Here is a 23673-nt window from a genome sequence, read left to right as displayed (position 1 = left end):
ATGTAACCTTCAACTGGGAAGGATTTACCGATGGTGAGAATCCAGTCAATGTAACCTCTGAAGGGGATTATGTGGTAACTGCTACCAATACCATCAATGGATGTAGTATTCAACAAACTGTAACTGTGAGTGCTGATCTTGATCAACCTGAGCTCTCTGCTACTGCTGATGGAATCATTACCTGTACTAATACATCAGTAGCGTTAACCGCTACATCAACTACTCCTAATGTAACCTTCAACTGGGAAGGATTTACCGATGGTGAGAATCCAGTCAATGTAACCTCTGAAGGGGATTATGTGGTAACTGCTACCAATACCATCAATGGATGTAGTATTCAACAAACTGTAACTGTAAGTGCTGATCTTGATCAACCTGAGCTTACTGCTACTGCTGACGGAATCATTACCTGTAGTAATACCTCGGTAGCATTAACCGCCACATCAACTACTCCTAATGTAACCTTCAACTGGGAAGGATTTACCGATGGTGAGAATCCAGTCAATGTAACCTCTGAGGGTGATTATATAGTAACCGCTACCAATACCATCAATGGATGTAGTATTCAACAAATTGTAACTGTAAGTGCTGATTTAACTAAGCCTGAGCTTACCGCTACTGCTGATGGAATCATTACGTGTAGTAATACCTCGGTAGCATTAACCGCTACATCAACTACTCCTAATGTAACCTTCAACTGGGAAGGGTTTACTGATGGTGAGAATCCGGTCAATGTAACCTCTGAAGGGGATTATGTAGTAACCGCTACCAATACCATCAATGGATGTAGTATTCAACAAACTGTAACTGTAAGTGCTGATTTAACTAAGCCTGAGCTTACCGCTACTGCTGACGGAATCATTACCTGTAGTAATACCTCGGTAGCGTTAACCGCTACATCAACTACTCCTAATGTAACCTTCAACTGGGAAGGGTTTACCGATGGTGAGAATCCGGTCAATGTAACCTCTGAAGGGGATTATATAGTAACCGCTACCAATACTATCAACGGATGTAGTATTCAACAAACTGTAACTGTAAGTGCTGATTTAACTAAGCCTGAGCTTACCGCTACGGCTGACGGAATCATTACCTGTAGTAATACTTCGGTAGCGTTAACCGCTACATCAACTACTCCTAATGTAACCTTCAACTGGGAAGGATTTACCGATGGTGAGAATCCAGTCAATGTAACCTCTGAAGGGGATTATGTGGTAACTGCTACCAATACCATCAATGGATGTAGTATTCAACAAACTGTAACTGTAAGTGCTGATTTAACTAAGCCTGAGCTTACTGCTACTGCTGATGGAATCATTACCTGTAGTAATACATCAGTAGCGTTAACCGCTACATCAACTACTCCTAATGTAACCTTCAACTGGGAAGGATTTACCGATGGTGAGAATCCGGTTAATGTAACTTCAGAAGGTGAATATAGAGTAACGGCTACTAACACAATTACAGGATGTACTAAACAAGAAACCATAATAGTAAGTGCAGACTTGACTAAACCTGAGCTTACCGTTACAGCAGATGGAATGATCACTTGCAGTAATACTTCAGTAACCCTAACGGCTACATCCACAAACCCCAATGTGATCTTTAGCTGGACTGGGTTTACTGCTGGTGAGAATCCGGTAAATGTAACTTCAGAAGGTGAATATATGGTAACCGCTACTAACACAATTACAGGATGTATTAGACAAGAAACCATAATAGTAAGTGCAGACTTAACTAAGCCTGAGCTTACCGCTACGGCTGATGGAATCATTACGTGTACTAATACTTCGGTAGCGTTAACGGCAACATCTACAACACCTAATGTAACCTTCAACTGGGAAGGATTTACTGCTGGTGAGAATCCGGTAAATGTGACCTCTGAAGGTGAATATAGAGTAACGGCTACTAACACAATTACTGGATGTACTAAACAAGAAACCATAATTGTAACTGCTTTTTGTGATGAGAAAAACGATGACATACAAAATGTATCAAATATCGAAACTAGGACTTTCTTTAAGTTTGAAGCAAAAGCATACCCTAATCCATCTAAAGATAAAGCTACCATTACTTTTAGCAGCGAGAAAGAAGGAAGTGCAAGGATAGAGATTTACACGATTACCGGTGTTTTAGTGAACACTTTATTTGATAATAAAGTTGAAGCTAATAAGCAGTACTACACTACTTTTAACGAAGATGGAGATTTACCATCTGGAGTTTATTTTTATGTGTTACGTCTAGGTAATGATTTTATTACAAATCGTATCATTTTAGCAAAATAAACTACCTTAATACTTAATAGAGGTATAACAAATACAACCTGAATAGATAATTTGAATTACTATTCAGGTTGTATTATTTTTAAACCAAAATACACTAACAAAAAAGGTATTCTATTTTCAACCCTTGGATCAATAATAGAATCTACTTTAAATCCCTCCCCTCCTAGTATCTATCAACATATAATGAATTAAAAAGGGAAAGTTTATCTCTGTTGTTTTTAAAAGTTAAAGGCTTTTAAAAAAATAATGTAAAGTAAAAACCCCCTGATCAAAATAACCCAAAATGACCAGGGGGTAAAATATCAATCTTACATAGAAATATTTATAAAGTTTTTATCACAATCGTCAAAATAAAAACAATAACCTTTCTACATATGTATAGAACAATAGTTTCTTAATTTAAAAAAACAGGTAATACATGACTGACATCATTTCTAAATTTTATATCTCGCTATAAATTGGTTTTATAATAGTTTATTGTATTTCACATATAGAAGTAAACAAAAAGTATGTTTAAGCTTCTTTCATGAGGTAAATTAATAGTCCAGCTCTCAATTTTCTTCTTTTTACTCTATTTCAATTTGACTACAATGGATTAAGCTTAATAAACTATCTACTTTATTTACTAGCTCCAACAGTTTATATTGTGTAACCATATTAGATTCAAGAATAATTTTATTCTCGATTTTAAGTCTATTTATTTCATTCTTTCCTATAGAATTGAAAATTTCGTCTTCTTCTGGTATTACATTAAAAAGAATCGATATAACAAACATTATAGTACCTACAGGTAACACCCACTCCATTTTTTTCATAAAAACATTTTCAAAATAATAGACAAATACAATGGTTTTTATCAACGATAAAGTAGTAAACATCTATATAGATTACTAGAGCAATATTATGGTAAAGCCATAAATATCTTTAGAAAAAAGAGCATACAAAAAGAAACATTATTACATCAATAGGTTACTTTTAAAAAGATAAGGAGGAACAAAAGAAATCATCAAAAAACAATCAATTAAAAACGTTGGACATAGTATTTTAAAGAGCAGTTTTAATAAAACAACAGTAATATATTGATATAGCAAATCCACAAAATATATTCTGTTTTATGAGAAAACGGTGTTATAGAATGATACTATTGTATGAATAAGACAAAAAAAGCAAAACCATAAAAATATTGAAAAAGCTAAAAAAGAAACAAAACAAACTCTTGAAAAACAATGGATTAAAGATAAAACTTAAGAAAATCAAATTACAAAAAAACCTTTTACCTCTCTAATACCTCTTAGTGTCCCCCTTTTGTACCCTCAGTTTTTTTTTAGACAACAAGACTACATATTAAATTTGAGTTAAAACCAAATTAGAATTATAGTTCAGACTCTTAATTGTAAGTAGTTTTGTTTTTTCAAACCTCAAATACCTTAAAAAAGAAATAAAAACCTATTTAAACAATAAATTCATAAGATACAAATCATCAAAATTTACCCCTAACTTTTTAATAAACTCAGATATGGCCATTCACAACACTTCATCTTTAAAATTACTTTTTCATCCAAAAAGTACTATAATATTAAAAAAGAAGAATTTTTATAAAAGCTAGAAATTCTCTTATCTTTTATTAAAGACATTAAATCTTATTCTTTAAATTCTATCTTAATCATAACAGAATTTATCTTGATTGGATAACGAATTAAATGTATCTAAATTGTATAAATTAAAATTTAAAACAATAGTTACAGAATCACAGATTCTAAGTAATTGTGCTAGAAATACCATTTATATTGCTTATCTTAAAGTGTTATGTTAGTGAATTTTAGAAATATTTTTAATGATTTATATAGATATGGATTAAAATAAAAACCAAAAAACCCCTTAATAAACCTCTTAATAACCCAACCCCATATGATACTACTTCTACACTATTCTTTTTATAGATTAAACTTAATATCTGTATCATTACCTAATTTACGGAAGATACATTTAACGATCTACACTATTTTATTTATGTGTTTTTTACAAAGTATAAATGCACAAAATCAAAAATTAACCAATTTAGAAAATGAACCTACTCAATATTACAAAAACAATACTATAAGTGTTGATATTCTAAGCAGTATTGGCTATCAATATTGGGTTCAGGGAAATTATAAAGAAGCACTTCGATACCTTCTTATTTCAAAGAAAAAACATAAAAAAAATAACAATTATAAAGGTGTTGCCAGCACAACACTACACATCGGATTAATATATGCCGATTTAAAGGAGTACAATGAAGCGCTTAGAGAATATAACAAAGCGATTCATCTATTTACAGATTTAAAACTCACAAATGATGTTGCTACTACTTTCACCAAAATAGCAACTATTTTGATTGAGCAAAACAAGCATATTGAAGCCTTAGAATATCTAAATAATGCTTTGGAAATACACACTAAAAGTAATTTTACTTATGGTATTGCAGAGATTCATAATCGTTTGACTTTACTCCATTTAAATAAAAATAACCTCGACAAAGCATCGTATCATATTCATGAATCAATTAGACTAAGTAAAGAAATTGGAGATACCTATGGATTGACAAGTAGCATGATTCTATTAGGTAAAACTTTAAGACTTAAAGGCAATTTGAAAGAAGCTGAGCATAACCTAAAAATGGGATTACAGAGCTCAAAAGAAAATAATCTAAAAAAGCAAGAACTAGCTTCATATCAAGAATTAAAGAAGTTAAAAACCATAATGAACCAACCTGAACAAGCTTTATTGTTTTATAATAACTATGTCAAACTTAAAGATACTTTGTTCAATTATAAAAAATCAAAAGAAATAGCTTTTTTAGAATTTAAAAATAAATTAGAACAAACCAATACTAAAATTTCTATTCTTGAACAGGAACATGGAAAGAAAAAAATCATCAACTACACTCTCTTTACCAGTATTTTACTCATCTCCATTAGTGCATATATTATCTTATCTGTGTATAGAAAACGTTCAGAAAAAGAAATTGAATTTGCAATTAAAGAACAAGATATTTTAAAATCTCAAAATTCTTTAGCTCAAAAATTTATTCAAAATGAAAAACTGAAGCAAAAGGAGTTAGAAGAACAACTAGAATTCAAAAATAAGCAACTTACCTCTTATACTTTTAATTTTCAGCAAAAGAATGAGATCATCAATAAAATACAGAATATCGTTAAGCATTTAGATCAAGTGTCATCTTTAGAAGAGAAAAAACTTATTCAAGAATTAAAGAAGCTGGCAGAAGAAAACCTGAGCATTGATAAAAATTGGGAGAATTTTAGAAATTATTTTGAAGAAGCTAAAATAGGGTTCCATGCCAAATTAAAATTAAAACATGAAAATTTAAAGGCTAACGATCTTAAAATATGTTCTTTGATTAGACTCAACCTTAATATTAAAGAAACGGCAAGTATTCTTGGTATTTCGCCAGGAAGTTTAAAAACTGCCAGATATCGTCTTCGTAAAAAGCTGGAACTGAATCCTAAACAAGAAATCATTGATTATTTAATTAGTCTTGAAAAAGAAATGATTCCTGACGATAAATTGTATAAATAGAAGTTTTGTATTATGTGTTCTTTTGTGAATACCTTATGCCTTATAATTAAATATCTCTAGAGGTTCATGACTAGGTTTTGAAGGGATTCTTCTGGTTTTATATTTAATTTTTTACGAAGACGATATCTGGCCTTCTTTACTCCTTCTTGAGTAATGTTAAGGATTCCTCCAATTTCTTTGTAAGACAAATTCATTTTTAGTAATGCAATTAGTCTTAATTCTCCTGGAGTGATTTTGGGGTATTTCTTCTTAACAGTTGTATAAAAATCTTGATGGATATGTTCAAAATAATTTCTAAAATTCTCCCAGCTTTCATCGTCTCTTAATTCTTGTTGAATAATTGCTGTTAATTGACGATAGTCAAATGTTATATTTTCTTTTTCAGCCAATACAAATTTTTCTATCGTTTGTTTTAGCTTTTCTAATACGGTATTCTTTTTGGCTAAGTGTAAAGCATGTGTAATTAACTCTCTTTTCTTAAATGACAATTCATCATCTAGCTTTTCTTTTTCCAATCTAGAATGTTTTGCCAGCAATTTAGAACGTTCTATTTTTTGTTTGGTTTCATAAAATCCAAACCCCAAAATAATAAGAATTAATACTAAAACAATAATCAATAAGGAATACTTTAGCTTATTAATTTTTACTCTTTGTTTCAGTAATTGAATTTCGTTTTCCTGTTGATCAATTTGCAGTTCTTTTTGTTCTGTTTCATACATCATTTGTAATTGACGTGCTTGTTTTTCGTTCTCTATTTTAAGCATTGAATCTTTTAACTCCAGAGCTTTTTTATAATATCCAGAAGCTTCCATACCTCTTCCCTCCTGTTCTACGATAGATGCCAAAATAGTATACGTATTCTTTTCGCCTTTTAAATTTTTGATCTTTTTAGAAATTTCCAATGCTTTGGTTGCATAAAACTTTGCCTGACCAAGTTTATGGATAGCTAAATAAGTCTTGCTCAACCTATGACAAGTAATCATTTTACTAGTGTAATCACCATTATATACATGGTTTTCTAACGATTTCTTTAAATAATCAATCGCTTTATTGTAATCCTTAAGATGATAATAGATCTCACCGATAGAACTTTGTGTAGAGGCTATATTCTTTTTATTTCCTGATAGCTTTTTATATTCCAGGGCTTCCATGCTATACTTCAGCGCTTTATCATAATTATTAAGTCCAACATAACATCTCACTATATTTTGTAAAGCAACTGCAACCTGTATATTATTACCTGATTTTCTTATAACTATTAAAGCTTCATTAAGATAATCCAATGCTTTTTGGTATTCTTTCTGATCTATTAAAGAACGACTTAAATAATTATATTCACGACTGATGCCATTTATATCATGTTTCTTTTCGTATATATTCATTGCCTGCAAGTGAAATTCCATTGCTTTGTGATGATTCCCAATATAATAATAGCAACTTCCTATATTTTCTATTGCCTTTGCAAAAGAAATAGAATCATTAATTGAATGAAATAACTCTCTGGATTTTTGAAAACTTTCTATTGCTCTAAGATAATTAGCCTGATATTTATGAATTACCCCTATTTGGTGTAATGCTGATCCTTGCCCCCAATAGTATTTTTCTCTTTTATTAATCGCTAAAGCCTTATTAAAATATACTAATGCAGAGTCATATTGTTTCTGGTAATAATAAACAATCCCTAAACAATTTTGAGCACCAGCGATACCTCGTTGATTTTTACTGGATTTAGCAATTTTTAGTGCTTTATTGATATAGGTTTTTGCCAATTTTGAATCTGACGTAGCATATTGAATTCCTAAATCATTATAACCAATTACTAATGTAGAATCAGGTGTATCATGATCATTTACTAAAAAACGTAAACTATCTACAATTTTAAGATTTTGGGCTGACAATTCTTGAGATAAAAAAACTCCATAGCATAAGACAAATACTAAATAGAAAATTCTCATTTAGGGATAATATTAAGAAATCAAAAATAAAATTTTAAACAAATACTTTTTATAGAAACAATACTGGAGAAAAATAGAATTAGCATTTTTCTACACACAATCTATTAACTTCATAATATTGTTTCTTACAAAACAGACAAAGGTATAATCGTAACTAGTGATTTAGCAATATATAGGGTAGACAAAAGGTTACAAATACAAATCAATAGGTGTACAATTCTTTTATCAACAGAACATAAACCTCACAAAATCAATCAACTGTCATTTAACTATGTAAAAGAGAGAATTTGCTATGGAAAAAAATAAAAAACGCCCAAAATCGGGCGTTTTTTATTTTTTTATATCAGATAATATTCAATCGGCAAACATAACTTCATTTAGATATCAAGAAAACAGATTTCAAATTAAATTAGTTTCTTTATACATTACCTAAGATAAAGAGGCTATTTTATTTATGAAGTTCTTCGTATATATTAATAGGTAGAAAATTATGTCTTTGCGCATTGTCCTCACCATTGGATGCGTCAAATATTTCATTGAAATACCCTACTGCTCCATATGAGTAATTTACTTTTTCTATCCATTGATTGAAATAATCTTCTTTTTTATCAGAAGTAGCATATTCAAAAACTTTACCTTTTAATTTTTCCAAACCTGCTTCTGTAAAAATTGGACGTGATGGGAATATTTTAAATTCACCTTCTGTGATTTGAAGTTTGGATTCAATCCATTTTACATCAGCTTGATATTGTGCAACAAGTTTATCCTCTAAAGATAAAAATATCTTTTCTTGTAATACAATTCTAAGGGTACTTCTCTTTCCTATCAAATCTTCAACCTTAAAAGTAAGACGACCATTACTTCCTAATTGATATTGTCCATCATTATTACTATTTTCTAAGACTATTGTAAAAGGAATTCCATTAATACTGCTTACAGTAAATTCTCTATCATTAATAGATTGAATAGAAATTTGATCATTCTGTGCCTTCATTTGTATAAAAAAGCATAAGATTACCAGGGTAAGTAATAACTTTTTTGTGTTCCAAGTATTCACGTTGCGCATAATATTCATTTTTTGGGGGAGTAAAATTATGATTTCATAAATTGTTTTCAAAGTTCTAATTGCATAGATTTCTTTTTATTTGAAAGTTAATCAAATACGACCATCTATAAAAAGTATTTTTAATAATTAATAATAGATAAACAAAAAACATACCAAAATAAATAAAAGCCTCCAACAATAACGTATTAAACATTTTACTAACCTGTTATAAACTAAACACATAACATTCTTAGTTCGTTATCTTCTTCTTTATTTTACAATAACTTTTTAGAATAAATATAATACGCTAATGAAGATGTATGGGATAAAACAATTTCTAAACTGATACTGATATTCTTCAATTAGGTATTACACAAATGATCTATTTCTGAATTTATTTGGTTTAAAATACTATGCCATTTGACTAAACCTCTCATAATCTCACATTTAGTACTTTCTGATACCGTTTTTAGATCGCTATTAAAAGTATTTTTATAATATGAAATACCTTCACTTAAGTTTTTGGCAAATGTTGTCAAGTACTTTTTTTGTTTAGTATCCAAGGGGGTTTTCATCTCTTCGAGCTTAGTTTTTAAGTAATTGATATAAATCCCTAACTCTTTTATGAACATATTTGGACGATCTGTTCTTGTTATTACATCAGATTCTCCATAGATATGATTGGTCATTTCTTTTAAACTCATAATCTTTGAAAAGTAAGCCATATTGGGGCCTGGGCAAATAGAAACACCTTGTCCTTCGGTTTTGGTATTTAAGTTATACTTTAATAATGCTGAAGTTCCTAATCCAACACAAGTACATGACTTTTCTATAATTTTATTATATTCTTCCTCATATTTATCTTTAGAAAACTCTTTTTCATCCAATTCTTTAATTTTTAAATACTGATATTGACGAGAAGCAGTACACATTCCTTGTTCAGAAAAATCTTTATTTAAAGCTACGTATTTTTTAGGGCAGGAACTCCCCGGTCTATTTTTTGATATCAAAGCAAGTTTTTCCTGATCTTTAGTATTTCCCTTAAGATTATTAAAAGGTATACCCAAAGGAGAGATATTACTTAGATACAAATCTTTTTCTTTTGCTTTTACTAATTTATCTAATGAACTATCATCTACAGTTGTTGCTTCGGGAACCAAAAGAAATGGTGTCCCCCAACCTACAGAATCTACTCTATAGTGTTCGAGTAAAAACCGATGTTCTTCTGCTGTACCAACTCCTCCTTGAGCGGTTATTTTTATAGATAAAGGTTCTTGTAGAATATGATTTCTTTTATGAAAAAGTGCTTCAATCATTATCTTGTGTATTTCTTGTATCAATTCCTCCTTTTGATCTCTAAATTGAGCTAAAATAGGTCCCAGAAGATATCCATCGGTTGCAAATGCATGCCCCCCACAATTAAGCCCAGATTCAATCCTATATTCTGAAACCCAAAGTCCTTTTTTAGCAAGAAACTTTCCTTGTATCAGGGCAGATCTGTAATCACTTACTTTTAAAACTATTTTCTTTTTAATCTTCCCGTTCTTATCGGGATAAAAATCATCAAATTCTTCCATATAGCTATATAACCTAGGATTCATACCTGCCGAAAGTATTATAGATGAAGATAAATCGCTTTTAGCATATCCTCTAAGTGCAGAGTGAGCGTCATTATATATATTAGGTAATTTTTCTTTTTTCTTATAATTTTCTTTATCTACTTTAGTCATGATATTAACATCAATACTTCCTATACATAAATGATCTTCTATAAAACTTAGGAGTTCTTTTACATTATAATTTGTATAACTCAAATTTTTAAATCGTTGTTTTAGGACAGAAGTACCAGGTAGAATGTTTAAATATTGTTTTAATTCTTTATTCAATCCATTTGAAATATTTTTGAGTTCTTCAAACTTCTTTTCTGCTACATTATTCATCAAATTAAGATAGGAAGTAATCCGTTTGGCTCTAAAATCTTCTATACTTTCAGTTATTTCACTATAGGGTTCTTCAAATAGATTGCAGTACATTTTTCTTAGTTTTTCTAATAGAATATCATCTACTAAGGAAACAACAGAGTCTATGCCTAAATGAGAAACTTTTAACGGAGTATCGATGGTAAAGCCTATTCCCATTACAGGAATATGAAATGAATGTAGTTTCATAAAAGAATAAATTAATTTTGCTGCAATTGCGCAACTATAGATTGTTAATCCAAAATATTATGTATTTACATATATTTATACAGATTCTTAATCGTCAAAATTGACAAATGGAGTCAGAACTAAATATGATAATTATCATATTCTATGAACTTCTAATTTTTTAACAATAATTAGTTTGAATTTCTGGTAGCTCTCTTTTCATACCTTCTATCGTATAATTTCTGAAACTATGTTCTAAGAGTCGTATTTGACAAAGAGTTTTTATTGAAGTTTTTAGATTATATAAATCTGAAAAAAGGTAATTTAAAATGTTATTGTACTCGAATCAAATACAGGGTCTCTCAAAATATTCCCTACTGCAGCCTCAAAAATTCATCAAATATATATCCAAATAAAACGGATATTAATTGAGGGATAACCTCCTTAAAGAAAGTATATACATTTGGAATATAATATTAATTAATTGTTAGAAATCAGAACAAAATATCACTAACAACTCTGAAGAAATAGAAAATCTTTTAACAAAAATTGAAAACGTATCGTCATGGAAGAATATAAAGAATTTGAATATAAAAGTACATTTTCATATTGGACATTCATGCCTGCTATTATTTTTGGGGCACTAACACTTTATTGCTTTTATTACAATGCAGGGATTGCAATTAAAGGTAAAAGTATTATATCAAGTCCATACAGTTATTATATTTTAGGAGTTTTATTCATTTCATTTTTGATATACTCCATCTACAAATTAAAAGCGCATAAAACTGCCATTCAAAATAAAAATACTATAAAAATATCTCAGACTACAATTAGTTTTCCTCATAAAACCACTCAAGTCATTTTAAGTTTTAAAGATATCAGCAAGTTATATATTAAGGATGATTCTGATGATGGAGAATCTATTATCATTTATACGAATGATAATAAAGATAGATTTGAGTTTTTTCATGACAACTTTATTTCATCTACAGCATATATCGAGTTTAAAATTTCGTTAGAAAAATTATGTATTAATGTAAGTAGTACATAATCCAATAATTCCTAATCATAATAACATGGAAAATAAAGAAAAAATAGAACAAGAAGTTCAATTAGAGATTATAGAAAAACTACCTGAACAAATATTACAGGAAATGCTAGACATTTATAAAAAATCAGCTGAAATGGAAAGTTATGTAAAAATTCCTTTTTTGATTATTGGTGTCTTTTTCTTAATTCATAATATTTTTATAGCTGGTAGAAGTTATAGCTATGATACCTATAATACTATCAAAACAACAGAATTTTCTATAGTTGGAATCATAGTTATTGTTGTATTCATTATGGCAGGAATAGCGATTGATAAAAATTTAAAATTAAAGAAAAAATTAACTAATGCCTCGAAGACTTACAATATTTCATTAGAAACAATGCAAAATGAATTTAGTGGTATAGCTGCCAATTTATATGGTGGTAGAGGAGTTAAACTAACAAAGTAAGTTTTCAATATTTTCTATTAAAATAACATAAATATTTTCAATCTAGAAAAGAATATGAAATCAAAGATTAATATTTCTGTCATCGCACTCTTAATGATATTTATCTCATGCGGAAAAAAAATATCGGGAGATTCTCCAGAAGCATTTAAAACATCGAGATTAGTTGTAGAAAAAGATTTAGACCAGATTCAAAAAGATAATTTAGAAAAAGCCTTTAGAGTTGTTTTACTAGAGGCAATGAAGTTAAAATGGGATAATCCTAAAAAATATAAAGGAAAATCTTTTGAACAGATTTCATTACAAATCATTGATAATAAAACCTATAATCAAATAATTTCTCTTGCTGAAAGTCTTCTCAAAGAAGAAAATGAAAATAATCTAAAAGAATTAGAGGAAGAACTCACAAGGTTACAAAAAGAACGTAAAGCTGCTAGCGAAATAATATCCAAACTAGAAACTGTTACGCCTACAAAAATACAAATTACAGAAGGTCCTTGGGGCGATCCCCAGATAAAAGTAACATTCACAAATACTGGGGATTTACAATTAACAGGAGCGTTCTCTTTTGTTATCGACATATATTCTATTGCAAAAAATATACGTATAGATGGCACAAAACAGGGAGGTAATTTTAAAGACGATGTGTCTAAGCAGAAAGGAGATTATTTCACAACAATTACCCGAACATTAAGTGGATTGATAGAACGAAGTAAACGATTAAACACACAATTAAAAAAAGCCAAATATCCTATTGAAAATCTTACTTCATATGATTTAGATATTCGTGCTAAAGCGATAAAACTTACAACAACAGAAGGAATAACATATGAATATCCCGAACAAGATATCGCACATTACGATACAGAAATAGGTCTTTTAAATCAAAAAAAAGAAAGAATAAAATTATTAACAGGAACATTAGAAGAATTAGAATTAACAGATCTTACATCAGAAGATAAAGAAAAGAACACACATGCTATCGATCTAGAATCGATAAGGGCTAAAAATACGGGAATAAGCCAGAAAGAACAATCTATTAAGATTGATGAACAACTACATTTGATACTCCCAAAAACGTATGCAATCAGAAAACTACCAAAAAAAGGGTTTGGTACATATATACTTGCACTAAGTGATAGTCTAATTTTTGATAGTAAAGACAAAAAACTTATACAATATCAAATTCAGGATACCATCTACAAAGAATATGTGAGTGATAGTGACAAAGCGAATGGTAAACTAAATATTCTTAAAAAAGAAAATGTTAGTTATGATATAAAAGCAATCATTAACGAAATGAAAGAAAGCTCATATGTTGACATAATTGATGCTGATGAATCTGGATACATAATTCGTAAATTTTCTAATGCTTTTGAACTTCATAGGTATTTTAAAATAGAAAACACACATTACTACTATACCTTAAACTTCTCAAATTTAGAAGATTGTGTTATCGAATTTGATCGATCCAAGCATATTAGTGGCAAAAAATGATTGTATAAACATATATTGATGTAAGTGGTAGTGATTGTCAAAATTGAATTTGAAGAAAACTAAAAAAACAAGTATACATTATGTCAGAAGAAGTACAAGAAAAAAAAGAAACTATTACCATGCACATTATCATTTTAGTGATAATGATGATAATATCTTTTCTAATATTAACTAAATCATATGAAGGAATTAGAAAAAGAGATCTTGATTTTGGTTTATTATTAATGTTTTCAAGTATCTTTTTCAATATTGCTTTTTCCTTTGGTTTAAAAAATAAAGTTTTTGTAAAGTACTTTTTTTGGGGAACTTTTTGTTTCTATACTTTATATTTATTTTGGTCTACTAGAAAAGATATTTCGTTTGAAGATGATTCTATATTATTACTTATGATTATTGAATTTTTTGTGATAATAATTTATACAATTTACTATTTAATTCGTAGAAAAAAATTGGGAAATATATTCAAAAAGGAGTAAAAATCTTAAAGTAAATGACAAAGTCACCAAATACAAGATTGACATTTACAAATTTGTTAAGCTAAAACGTATCGCATGTAGCAACCTTACATTTTTATATAGGACAATATGAATAAGAAAATTATTAGAGCAATTATAATAAGAACAGGAATTCTAATCTTGCCCATAATTGTATTAATACTATTCATGGAATATGGGCCAAGACCTGAATATAATGAAAGACATGGTCATACTGATAGAGGTTTGGGGTTTGCCATTATGGGAGTTCTTTGGTTGCTATTATTTTCTATATTAATAGGTTTTGAGATGTTATTCAAACTATATAAAAGACAAAAAACCTGGATTGCCAATTTGATATTTATTATTATCATTGCATTCTTCCTTACTGCATGTGCCATATATAACAGCTATTAATTACATAAAAGTAATATCAACTCCTTTAGAAAACTCAGTCCTATTTGAAGTATCCATTCTACTTTAATTACTGTACTTCGAATATATACAAAGGCTTAACGAATATAGATTGAGGCTTTTATCCCCAATAATAACCTAATATTTTTACTATAAAATTAATATAAAGAGAATTTTTCTTAAAGTATAATGCTTCTTATATGAATATAGTAAAAAACAGATATTACATAGTAACTTTTATTTTGGGTTTTACATACACATTGTTTAGCCAACAAAACTCTAATCATATTCAATGGCAAAAAATAGATGAAGGGTTATTCTTATCAGAATACCTTGCTCCAAAGAAATCGATCTTGGGAGATCATAAAATTACCATCCTAAAAATCAACCCTTCTAGATATGATTTTAATCTTTTTAGTGCCAAGAAAAAAGAAGAACATACAAGAACTGCCAAAGAATGGGGGAATCAAAAAAAACAAATAGCGATTATCAATGCCGGAATGTATCGTATGGATCACGCTACTAACCTCGGATATATGAAAGATTACAATTTTATAAATAACCCTAACGAGAATAAGGATAATACTATTGTAGCATTTAATAGAAAGGACAACAGCGTTCCAGAATTTCAGATTATAGATCGCACCTGTCAGAACTGGGAAGTACTCAAAAACAAATACAATTCTTTTACACAATCCATACGCATGGTAGATTGTAATCAGAAAAACAGATGGAGTAGACAAAGTAAAAAATGGAGTATGGTCGTCATTGGTAAGGATGAAGAAGGAAATGCTTTATTTATCATATCAAGATCTCCATATACAGTACACGATTTTATCAATATCCTGCTACAAGCACCATTAAAATTATATAACCTCATGTACCTGGAAGGAGGTCCGGAAGCATCCTTTTATTTAAATCATAACAATACCGTAGTTGAAAAAATGGGAAGTTATGAAACAGGATTCAATGAAAATGATAAAAACACTGTCTTTTGGGAAATCCCCAATGTAATTGGAATTACAAAAAAAGAAAATTAAAACGTAAATAAACCAAAAAATAACATCATGAATATTGGAAGAAACATCATAAAAGTAATAGCTATCAGTTTATCTCTTATGGTATCGTCATGCATGAGTACAGAAGAGAAAAAGAAAAAAGCTGAAGAAGAAGGTAATGCTCTGGTCTCCATAAAATCAAAACTATTAAAAGGAGCAGGAGATGCTCTTAAAACAGATGGTAAAGAAGCATTAGAATCTGCTAGTGAAGGGATTTCTGAGGCCATAAAAGGAGTGACAAAAGGATATGATAAAAGTATTAATCAAGCTAAAATAATAGCAGATTCAACGTTTTTAAAGAATTTTGAAATCGGACGTACAGAAAAAATATATAGTGACTCTACAAAAGTAAAAAAAGTGTCTGTTTACTTGATTTCCTCAGAAAATTTTGATGGAAAAATCAAATTAAAAGCTTATAATCAGGAAAATAAAGAAATTGGAAGAAGTACTACCAAAGTCAAACTTGAAGCTGATGATGCTGCATTCTTCGATTTCGAATTTGATAATAGAACTCCCCTACTTCAAGCTGATTATTTTAAAATAGAATAAAATCATGTATACAACGACATCAAAAATCATTTTGCTTCTTTTACCAGCTATACTATTTAGCTGTTCAAAAACAGTTGAAAAGAAAGATTCAAATACCCAAGCACAGGTAATTGATTCGAACCTCATAGAATTAACGATAGAACGTGGAGCTTTTCATTATGACAGGTTCGTTCTTAAAGATACCATAATCACTTTTTATCCATCAGCAGAAATGGTAGAAAATAATAAATACAATGTAACCTCAAGTCAAAATATCACCATACAACAAAGGGATGAATTAATCAATTACCTTCAAGAAAAATCTTTTTTTAAACTAAAAAACAGATATAGTAATCAGACTTCGGATAATAGTATATTAAAAATCACTTTGAAGATGAATGGTAAAAACAAAACTATTGAATGTGATGATTTTGAAAGAGGATGCCCAGAAATACTTCAGTATATAGAGCAGCAAATTATCGCATTACACAATAAAGGGTTAAAAAGAATTTATTTGCCCGGATAAAGGTATAATAATAGTATGTATGGAAGGGAAAAAAGGAAATTTCAAACAATATATATTAGTGTTCATTGCAATAGTGATAACACTAAGTGTGATTTTTTACTTCATGTTTAAAATTCCAGAACTAAAAAAACAAGTCGCCGAAGTAAATAAAGAACGAGAATTTCAAGAGTATTATAGAGATCATATGATTAAAACACAACAACAGCTGGATTCTATCTATAAAGACGGAGTAAATGTTGAATATATGCGTATGCTTTTCAATACAAATCTCGTTGATATGCAAAAAAGATTACCCAAAAAAGATTCTTCTTATGTTCATGAGATGTACGACATTATGATATCTAATTTTCTGGAAATACATGATCTAAGAGAAGAGCGAATAGAGCTTTTATCTCAAATACAACAACAAAAAGAGGAATTAATCGATTCCTATCGAACTGTTCGAAGTTTACTTCCACAAGATGTAAAAAGAAAAAATCACTATCACAAACCAAAATGAAAACAATCAAAATAATACTCATACAAATTATATTTTTATGTACTTCTTTTTATAGTCAAGCTCAGAACTATCTTACCTGGAATGAGATTGAAAACATAAAATTTGGTCAGGAAAATATTTTTAGAACCAATAGAGACAAAAAAAACCTGGAAGGAGATTATAAAATATCAGAAACCAGTGGAGCCTATTCTGAAATACGTTTTAAAAACGGAAAGATCGATGGTAAATATATCGTCTATGATTTTGAGGGTAGGATAGCATCTTCCTCAACCTATTCTAACGGAAAAATACAAGGGAAAAGCACAACATATTTCCAGAATGGTAACATTGCTTCAGAATATTATTATAAAGATCATCAACCTATTGGCAAATGGTTGGATTATAATAAAAAAGGTGAAATCACTAGCACTCAAAACTATAAAAACGGAAAAAAAGATGGAAAATGGACTCGTATTATTCGCAACCCTGCTGAAAATACAAAATCTACTTTGACAGAGTATTATAAGGATGATCAACCAACAGGACATTGGGAAGAACGCCTTATTGATGGTCCATTAAAATGGGAAAAAGATTACAGTTCTCCTGTAGATTATATGAGAAAAAGTTATTATCCTAATGGAACGTTAGCTGAAGAAAAACAAATCAAAGACAGAAGAAAAAACGGTATCACAAAACAATACACACAAGAAGGTATTCTTCTTAACAAAATTAATTATGATAACGATCATATTGTTGATCAGGAAGTATATTACAAAAATGGTACATTAAGAACTAAAACACATTACAAGTATGGTCGTATTAATGGCCCATACGTAGCCTATACAGAAGAAGGCATTAAAATTATTGAAGGAAATCATAAGGACACTTACAAAGATGGAATTTGGAGAAAATTTGATGAAAAGAAAGGGCGACTTATAAGAGAAACCACCTATAAGAATGATGTAAAAAATGGTCTTTGTAAACATTATAATAAGGCTAAAAATGTAGCTCTTGAAGGAAATTATCTCAACGGCAAAAAAAATGGAATTTGGAAATATTATGATCTTGCCGGAGAACTAGAAAAAGAAATAGAATATGATAAAGGAAAACAATTGTCTGAAAAAAACTATAATTAATTTGATTATCAAAAAATTAATATAAAAATACAAGTAATTTCATTCTAAGATCTTTTACCATTTATAGTGTAACAATGAATACTAATTTTTTACCATATCTCATTATAACAGTAATAATAACTTTAATATGCACCTCTTGTAAAAAAGAGATACAAAAAGAACAACCCATTAAAAAAATAGTTACTGTTGAAACAAACACTACCAAAAAAGATACTCTATCTATTATTAAAATTCCAGAAAATGCTGTGCCCATTAGTGTTTCTGAATTTGAAAAAAAGTTTAAAGACCAGTTAAAAGATAGTTTAGGTGTATATATGCCTATTACATCGGGATTAGCATATACAGATAATATATCAAAACATTATATACTATTTACGGAAGATCGAAGTATTATAAAGAATAAGGATACACTAAATAGTAAGATCAAAGCATTTATTATCTCAGAAACTCAGGGTTCATTGATCAATGCCTACGAAATATCAGAAAACACTTATGCTCCTGATATTAATACCGATTTTCGTTTTTTAAAAAAACACTGTTCTTTTACCGATATTGATAAGGATGGAGTAATAGATCCTATTATTATTTCTACTTCTACATATGATGACATCATCACGTCCTCTATTACTATGTGCTACAAAAACAAAGTTGCAAAAATTTTCTGTCGTAAGAATGATAGTGATGAAGAAGATACATCATTCGAAATATCTCCTACTTTTTATTCTTTTCCTAATGAAATACAAAACCATGTGCTACACACAATGGAAGAATTAGAATATGAAGATTTGGCATATTTTGGCAAGTTTAGAGAAATTATTAATCAAAAAGCACATTTTGGTAATAGTGAATCCATTATATCTGTTCATATACCAGAAAACATATATACGACTCAAATACAACAAAAAATCCATAATACACTACTTATAAAAGAGAACAATACATATACACTTAATACTTTACTCAAAACATACGAATCTGCATTTCCAAAATCGTCAATAGTTTCAATAGATTTTCCTATATATCCTACATTAGACTTTCATTCTGGAGTGATTTCTAACAACATAACTACAGAAGAGATATACATACCTATACATGAAATAGAATATTTTTACATTTCTGAAAAAAATGAAGTGTTTAGAAAAAAAATAATTTCTGGTGATTGGTTCGACAGTTATCACCTTAAACCCGATGAAGATGTTCCTCTTGATGATAGCAATATTGATTATGACTCATATAATGGAAGATATTTAGTCCAAAGCTGGGATTATCAAAATGGATGGGAAAGCGAGAAAGTATCCTTATTTCCCAAACAAATGAAGGAAGGAAATTATTTAGCATTTTCTAGGCTTAGTTATTTTGATGGTAAAGAAAAGAGAGCAATATATTCCTCCAAAGACTCTATATATTATGCAACTCCAGAGCGTAATCCCTATATGGTCAGTGAAGATATTAAAAGACTTAAAAATAAGTATCAAGAATTATATCCTGCATCGCACGACTTAGATTTAGAAACCGGGATTACATTATTAACCGGATTTGAAAACCCGTCATACGTGGTCACACCTTGGTTCAAAAATAGTTCAGAAGAGAACATTGATCTAAATCATTCTTCATTTACTATATATTATATTAGTAATGATAGTACTATCTATGAAGAGAAAATTGGAGAATATGATGATTTAGGTATCCTTACTCCAGGAGATGAAAATATCCTGGATGATTCTTTTATGATAGAGATTAAAAATGGAGATTGGATTTTTAATCAAGGGGATTTATCCCAAGGTTATTTTCCCGAAGAAATGAAATATGGCGAATATCTCATGTATTCCAAAATAGAAACTGCACAAGGAAAAACATATTATTCAAAGAAAGAGTTTTTACATTACTTATCTCCTTATGGAAACAATAAAAAAGATAATAAAGAAGATAGAAAAGAAACCAAAGAGTTTTATAAAAATTTAACTCTAATCACTCAAAAAGGAGATACTATATCGAATACGCTTAATTGCTATGAAGAAAAAATAAATAATCATACCGTAAACACCTGTGTATATCCAAAATCATACACACTAAAAAACTTGTATAAAGTATATCGAAATTTAAATTTCGAAAGAGAAAACTTATTGCCAGATATACCAGAAAAAGATACTATATATTTCTCAAAGAAATACAACAAAATAAGTTACATACTTCCTAAAACTGAAACAGATTCTATTAAAATTTCTATTGAGACAGAAAAGTATGAACAAGAATATTTTCTATATAAAACTGTAGATTATTCTCAGGTTTCTAAACGTTTTATAGATAAAAACTAAAACTGTACTAAACCTCAACAACCTCTACAATTACATAGAAATAAGGTATTTTATTTCTATTTTTTTCTATATAAATTGTATTGTTTTTATCTTTCTTTTCTGCATTTCCATACATCGTTATTAGAATTGAGAAATTAGGATTTATTGCTTTAATTTTTGAAGGATTAATTTGTCCATATTTTTCAGATTCCCAGCCACAACAATTAAATTTTAGCTTTCCTAATCCATATTTCGAGATCAACACTTGTTCTATTTTTTTAGAATCTTTTCCTGACACTCTATATTTTGAACGCAATATAACTTGTCCCTTTTCTTTACTACATTCTAAAAATTCTAATTCGACCGGTTTTTCTGCATATAAAGATAACAGATCTCCACATAGCAATATAGTACTGTTAGTGCATGAGTAAAACAGAATAATCAATATAAAAGGAAATCTTATCACGGCGAACAGGTTAAAGAAAAGAATGTGATTGCCGTATCATCATAGATATCTCCTTTATACACTTCTATAATTTCAAATTCAATAACCTCATCTACTTCCAGCAAATTATCATAGAGTATTTTTCCCAATGAAAAGGTTTGTACATTAGGAGTATCCTCCAGATATATCTCGGCAATACTCTTGCCATTTCGATACATTTTCAATTTCTTTACTCTATTATTGGCTTTCCAAGTTTTTTCATTTTTTGCATACCCATTAATAAAAGTAACGGCTGCAGATAATCTCCAACGTTCATAATCAGCATATATCTCCACTACTTTAAATCTAATTTTTTCTCCAATTCCAGATCCATCAACTCCTTCTACCCATGCTGTATTTATAGTATTATCAAAATTTGATTGATACATGTTTTTAGCTTCATATGTTATCCCTTTATTCGCCTTTAAAGTACTTGTCGTACTTATTTTACATGTATTAGGGCAAGCGTTTTCAAATTCACCATCATAATCATTGCTCCATGCAGGGTAGTTGGCATATACCTTTGATCTAATCAAGGGTTCTTTTTGAAAAGCATATAACGAGTCAAAAACAAGCATTAAAATAATTATGAAAACTGGAATTGTTTTTGTCATCAGGGTTTACCGATTTTCTTATTCATAAATAATATACTAAACTTATTTAACATGTATAGTAATCTTCTCATTTTCAAGCCATTTTTTGGCCAACAGTGTATTATGAGTAATATTAATCATATAATAAGTTTCACTCATGAATGCAGGAGAATGATCCGTCAATTCTATCATTACTCTATCATCTATATAATTAGAATGAATAAAATAGGTTTTGCCATTATATAAATACAAATATCCTACATGATTATCAAGACCTACAATGTATACACCTTCTTTGAGTCGTTTCAAAGTGTCACTTATGTTGTTGTTTTTGGATACTATTATGTTATTTGCGTTTATAGCTATTGATTTCACTTCTAAACTAGAAGCTTGTTGTGCCATTTTATATCTATTCAAATTAAGTCCCATATGTTTAAGTGTAGTTGACACAAAATAGCCACAAGCAATTGTGCCTTGATTCGGAATATCACTATATCCATTAAAGTCCCACTCTGTGCCGTACCAATGAGGTATAATATCATTGAGTAATGATTTTGTAAAATATAGAGAAACTACATCCAAAAGACTATCTTTTTTACTATTATTAGTCTCTGTTTTATACTCCCGACTTAAACGATTTCTAACGGTTATTATTTGTTCTTTTGTTGCGTTATACCCTGTTTTTGGTTTAAAATTTAATCCGCTTGCTATAGAATCAAAAGTTTTCTGAGGCGTTATTTCTTCTTCTAATCCAAGAACTGTATCGAGTACAACTAATTCTTGGTTTTGTTCACTAAAACTTTTGTTTTCTTGTTGTTTTGAAGAATTAGCACATGAAAAAACAAATGCAAAAAAGAAAGGAATCAGAAAAACGATATTTCTTCCATACTTCTTTTTCATTTTTCAGATACTTTGTTTTTCAAAATTTCATATGTATTATTAGTATACACAAGAAGTTCTTTAAATTTTTTCACTTCTTCTTTTTCTTCGCAATCTTGTTCTCCTAGTTTAAATGTTGTTCTCTCTGTTATGGTATGATCTATTTTAATATCAAAAAACCCATTAGTCGGATGTCTTGACATTATTAATACTTTTTTTGAACTTGTAGATTCACCCTCACAGATCATGTTCCACTCTCCGCTATATTCATGCGTAATAAAATTGTCCAGTATTTTCTTCAACTTATCCTGAACTGGTAAAAACAAGGAGATTGATTCTTCTGTATATGGATTTGGTTGAGATTGTGTTCGGTGACGCACTCTTACACCAAAAGCAGTTTGATTTTTTGTCACCTGATATAATGGAACATCAATAGATATCTCATCTAAAAACAATGCATCTGACTCCCATTGCTTACTTTCAAAAAATTTATTTTTTATAATCCCTGTGTTGCTATCTACAATAAGAATATAACTATCTAGAGAAAAATAACTTTCATCTTCTTCTAGTATATTGATTTTAGGAATAATCAAAATGGTTTGATCTTGATTTGAAGGTATTTTTTGTTCAATTAAAAATTCCGGATAACAGTCTTCATATCGTATTCCTAATTGTTTTAATGCCTCAGCAACTATATCTACTTTGGATAATACTTCTATTGTCACCACCTCTTTCTTTCTAAAAGAGGAAAAACAACACAAACAAGTCAAAAATATTATAAACTTAATCGTTCTAAAACACTT

At 29.3% G+C, this 23673-nt stretch carries 21 protein-coding genes; 13 read left to right on the top strand and 8 right to left on the bottom strand.

Annotated elements, in window-relative coordinates:
* Positions 1-2285, top strand: a 2285-nt coding sequence (locus tag DK442_RS14965; protein ID WP_160114203.1) for a T9SS type A sorting domain-containing protein, incomplete at its 5' end; no start/stop codon positions are given.
* A 566-nt stretch (positions 2286-2851) separates the two neighbouring features.
* Here the strand turns inward: DK442_RS14965 and DK442_RS14960 are convergent.
* Positions 2852-3100, bottom strand: a complete 249-nt coding sequence (locus DK442_RS14960) for a hypothetical protein (RefSeq protein WP_160114202.1) — start codon at positions 3098-3100, stop codon at positions 2852-2854.
* 1195 nt (positions 3101-4295) lie between these two features.
* Here DK442_RS14960 and DK442_RS14955 point away from each other — a divergent pair.
* Positions 4296-5864 carry a tetratricopeptide repeat protein gene (locus DK442_RS14955; protein ID WP_160114201.1) on the top strand — a complete coding sequence of 523 codons (1569 nt, stop codon included), beginning with the start codon at positions 4296-4298 and terminating at the stop codon, positions 5862-5864.
* A gap of 56 nt (positions 5865-5920) precedes the next feature.
* Here the strand turns inward: DK442_RS14955 and DK442_RS14950 are convergent, their stop codons facing one another.
* The 3 genes from DK442_RS14950 to DK442_RS14940 all read right to left on the bottom strand — a co-directional run bounded on the left by DK442_RS14950 (position 5921) and on the right by DK442_RS14940 (position 11032).
* Positions 5921-7819, bottom strand: a complete 1899-nt coding sequence (locus DK442_RS14950; RefSeq protein ID WP_109436693.1) for a tetratricopeptide repeat protein — start codon at positions 7817-7819, stop codon at positions 5921-5923.
* A gap of 448 nt (positions 7820-8267) precedes the next feature.
* A complete protein-coding gene (locus DK442_RS14945) occupies positions 8268-8885 on the bottom strand; it encodes a hypothetical protein (protein ID WP_143918980.1) in 618 nt (205 codons plus the stop codon).
* Positions 8886-9226: 341 nt separating this feature from the next.
* On the bottom strand, positions 9227-11032 hold the full coding sequence (locus tag DK442_RS14940; protein WP_109436691.1) for a hypothetical protein: 1806 nt from the start codon (positions 11030-11032) through the stop codon (positions 9227-9229).
* Between the two features lie 544 nt (positions 11033-11576).
* Here DK442_RS14940 and DK442_RS14935 point away from each other — a divergent pair.
* From DK442_RS14935 to DK442_RS14885, 11 genes are all read left to right on the top strand, one after another.
* Positions 11577-12065, top strand: a complete 489-nt coding sequence (locus DK442_RS14935; RefSeq protein ID WP_109436690.1) for a hypothetical protein — start codon at positions 11577-11579, stop codon at positions 12063-12065.
* Positions 12066-12090: 25 nt separating this feature from the next.
* A complete protein-coding gene (locus DK442_RS14930) occupies positions 12091-12513 on the top strand; it encodes a hypothetical protein (RefSeq protein ID WP_109436689.1) in 423 nt (140 codons plus the stop codon).
* Positions 12514-12567: 54 nt separating this feature from the next.
* Positions 12568-14007 (top strand): hypothetical protein, encoded by a 1440-nt coding sequence (locus DK442_RS14925; RefSeq protein ID WP_109436688.1) that lies wholly within the window; start codon positions 12568-12570, stop codon positions 14005-14007.
* A gap of 80 nt (positions 14008-14087) precedes the next feature.
* The gene (locus DK442_RS14920) at positions 14088-14483 is read left to right on the top strand and encodes a hypothetical protein (protein WP_109436687.1); all 396 of its coding nucleotides are present in this window, start codon (positions 14088-14090) and stop codon (positions 14481-14483) included.
* 108 nt (positions 14484-14591) lie between these two features.
* Entirely contained in the window at positions 14592-14897 is a 306-nt protein-coding gene (locus DK442_RS14915; RefSeq protein WP_109436686.1) for a hypothetical protein, read from the top strand.
* A gap of 197 nt (positions 14898-15094) precedes the next feature.
* Positions 15095-15934, top strand: a complete 840-nt coding sequence (locus tag DK442_RS14910; RefSeq protein WP_109436685.1) for a phosphodiester glycosidase family protein — start codon at positions 15095-15097, stop codon at positions 15932-15934.
* Between the two features lie 27 nt (positions 15935-15961).
* Entirely contained in the window at positions 15962-16501 is a 540-nt protein-coding gene (locus DK442_RS14905; RefSeq protein ID WP_160114200.1) for a hypothetical protein, read from the top strand.
* Between the two features lie 4 nt (positions 16502-16505).
* Positions 16506-17006, top strand: coding sequence for a hypothetical protein (locus DK442_RS14900; protein WP_109436683.1), 501 nt, complete (start codon positions 16506-16508; stop codon positions 17004-17006).
* Between the two features lie 19 nt (positions 17007-17025).
* Positions 17026-17505, top strand: coding sequence for a type VI secretion system TssO (tssO, locus tag DK442_RS14895; RefSeq protein WP_109436682.1), 480 nt, complete (start codon positions 17026-17028; stop codon positions 17503-17505).
* On the top strand, positions 17502-18620 hold the full coding sequence (locus DK442_RS14890) for a toxin-antitoxin system YwqK family antitoxin (protein WP_109436681.1): 1119 nt from the start codon (positions 17502-17504) through the stop codon (positions 18618-18620). The genes tssO and DK442_RS14890 overlap by 4 nt, the downstream gene beginning before the upstream one ends.
* A 74-nt stretch (positions 18621-18694) precedes the next feature.
* Complete coding sequence (locus DK442_RS14885) at positions 18695-20935, top strand: hypothetical protein (RefSeq protein ID WP_109436680.1); 2241 nt, start codon at positions 18695-18697, stop codon at positions 20933-20935.
* Between the two features lie 7 nt (positions 20936-20942).
* Here the strand turns inward: DK442_RS14885 and DK442_RS14880 are convergent, their stop codons facing one another.
* The 4 genes from DK442_RS14880 to DK442_RS14865 are packed head-to-tail and all read right to left on the bottom strand — an operon-like array spanning position 20943 to position 23595.
* Entirely contained in the window at positions 20943-21380 is a 438-nt protein-coding gene (locus DK442_RS14880; protein ID WP_160114199.1) for a DUF4952 domain-containing protein, read from the bottom strand.
* Complete coding sequence (locus tag DK442_RS14875) at positions 21377-22012, bottom strand: hypothetical protein (RefSeq protein ID WP_109436678.1); 636 nt, start codon at positions 22010-22012, stop codon at positions 21377-21379. The genes DK442_RS14880 and DK442_RS14875 overlap by 4 nt, the downstream gene beginning before the upstream one ends.
* Positions 22013-22054: 42 nt before the next feature.
* Positions 22055-22891 carry a hypothetical protein gene (locus tag DK442_RS14870; protein WP_109436677.1) on the bottom strand — a complete coding sequence of 279 codons (837 nt, stop codon included), beginning with the start codon at positions 22889-22891 and terminating at the stop codon, positions 22055-22057.
* Positions 22888-23595: a hypothetical protein gene (locus DK442_RS14865; protein WP_109436676.1), complete on the bottom strand. Its 708-nt coding sequence runs from the start codon at positions 23593-23595 to the stop codon at positions 22888-22890. Before DK442_RS14865 ends, DK442_RS14870 begins: the two co-directional genes overlap by 4 nt.
* Positions 23596-23673 lie beyond the last annotated feature (78 nt).

This window comes from Aquimarina sp. AU119, assembly GCF_900312735.1.
In the GTDB taxonomy this organism is placed as follows: Bacteria; Bacteroidota; Bacteroidia; order Flavobacteriales; family Flavobacteriaceae; genus Aquimarina; species Aquimarina algiphila.
Note: the sequence above shows the minus strand (reverse complement) of the source record. Positions and strands in the feature narration are given on the sequence as shown.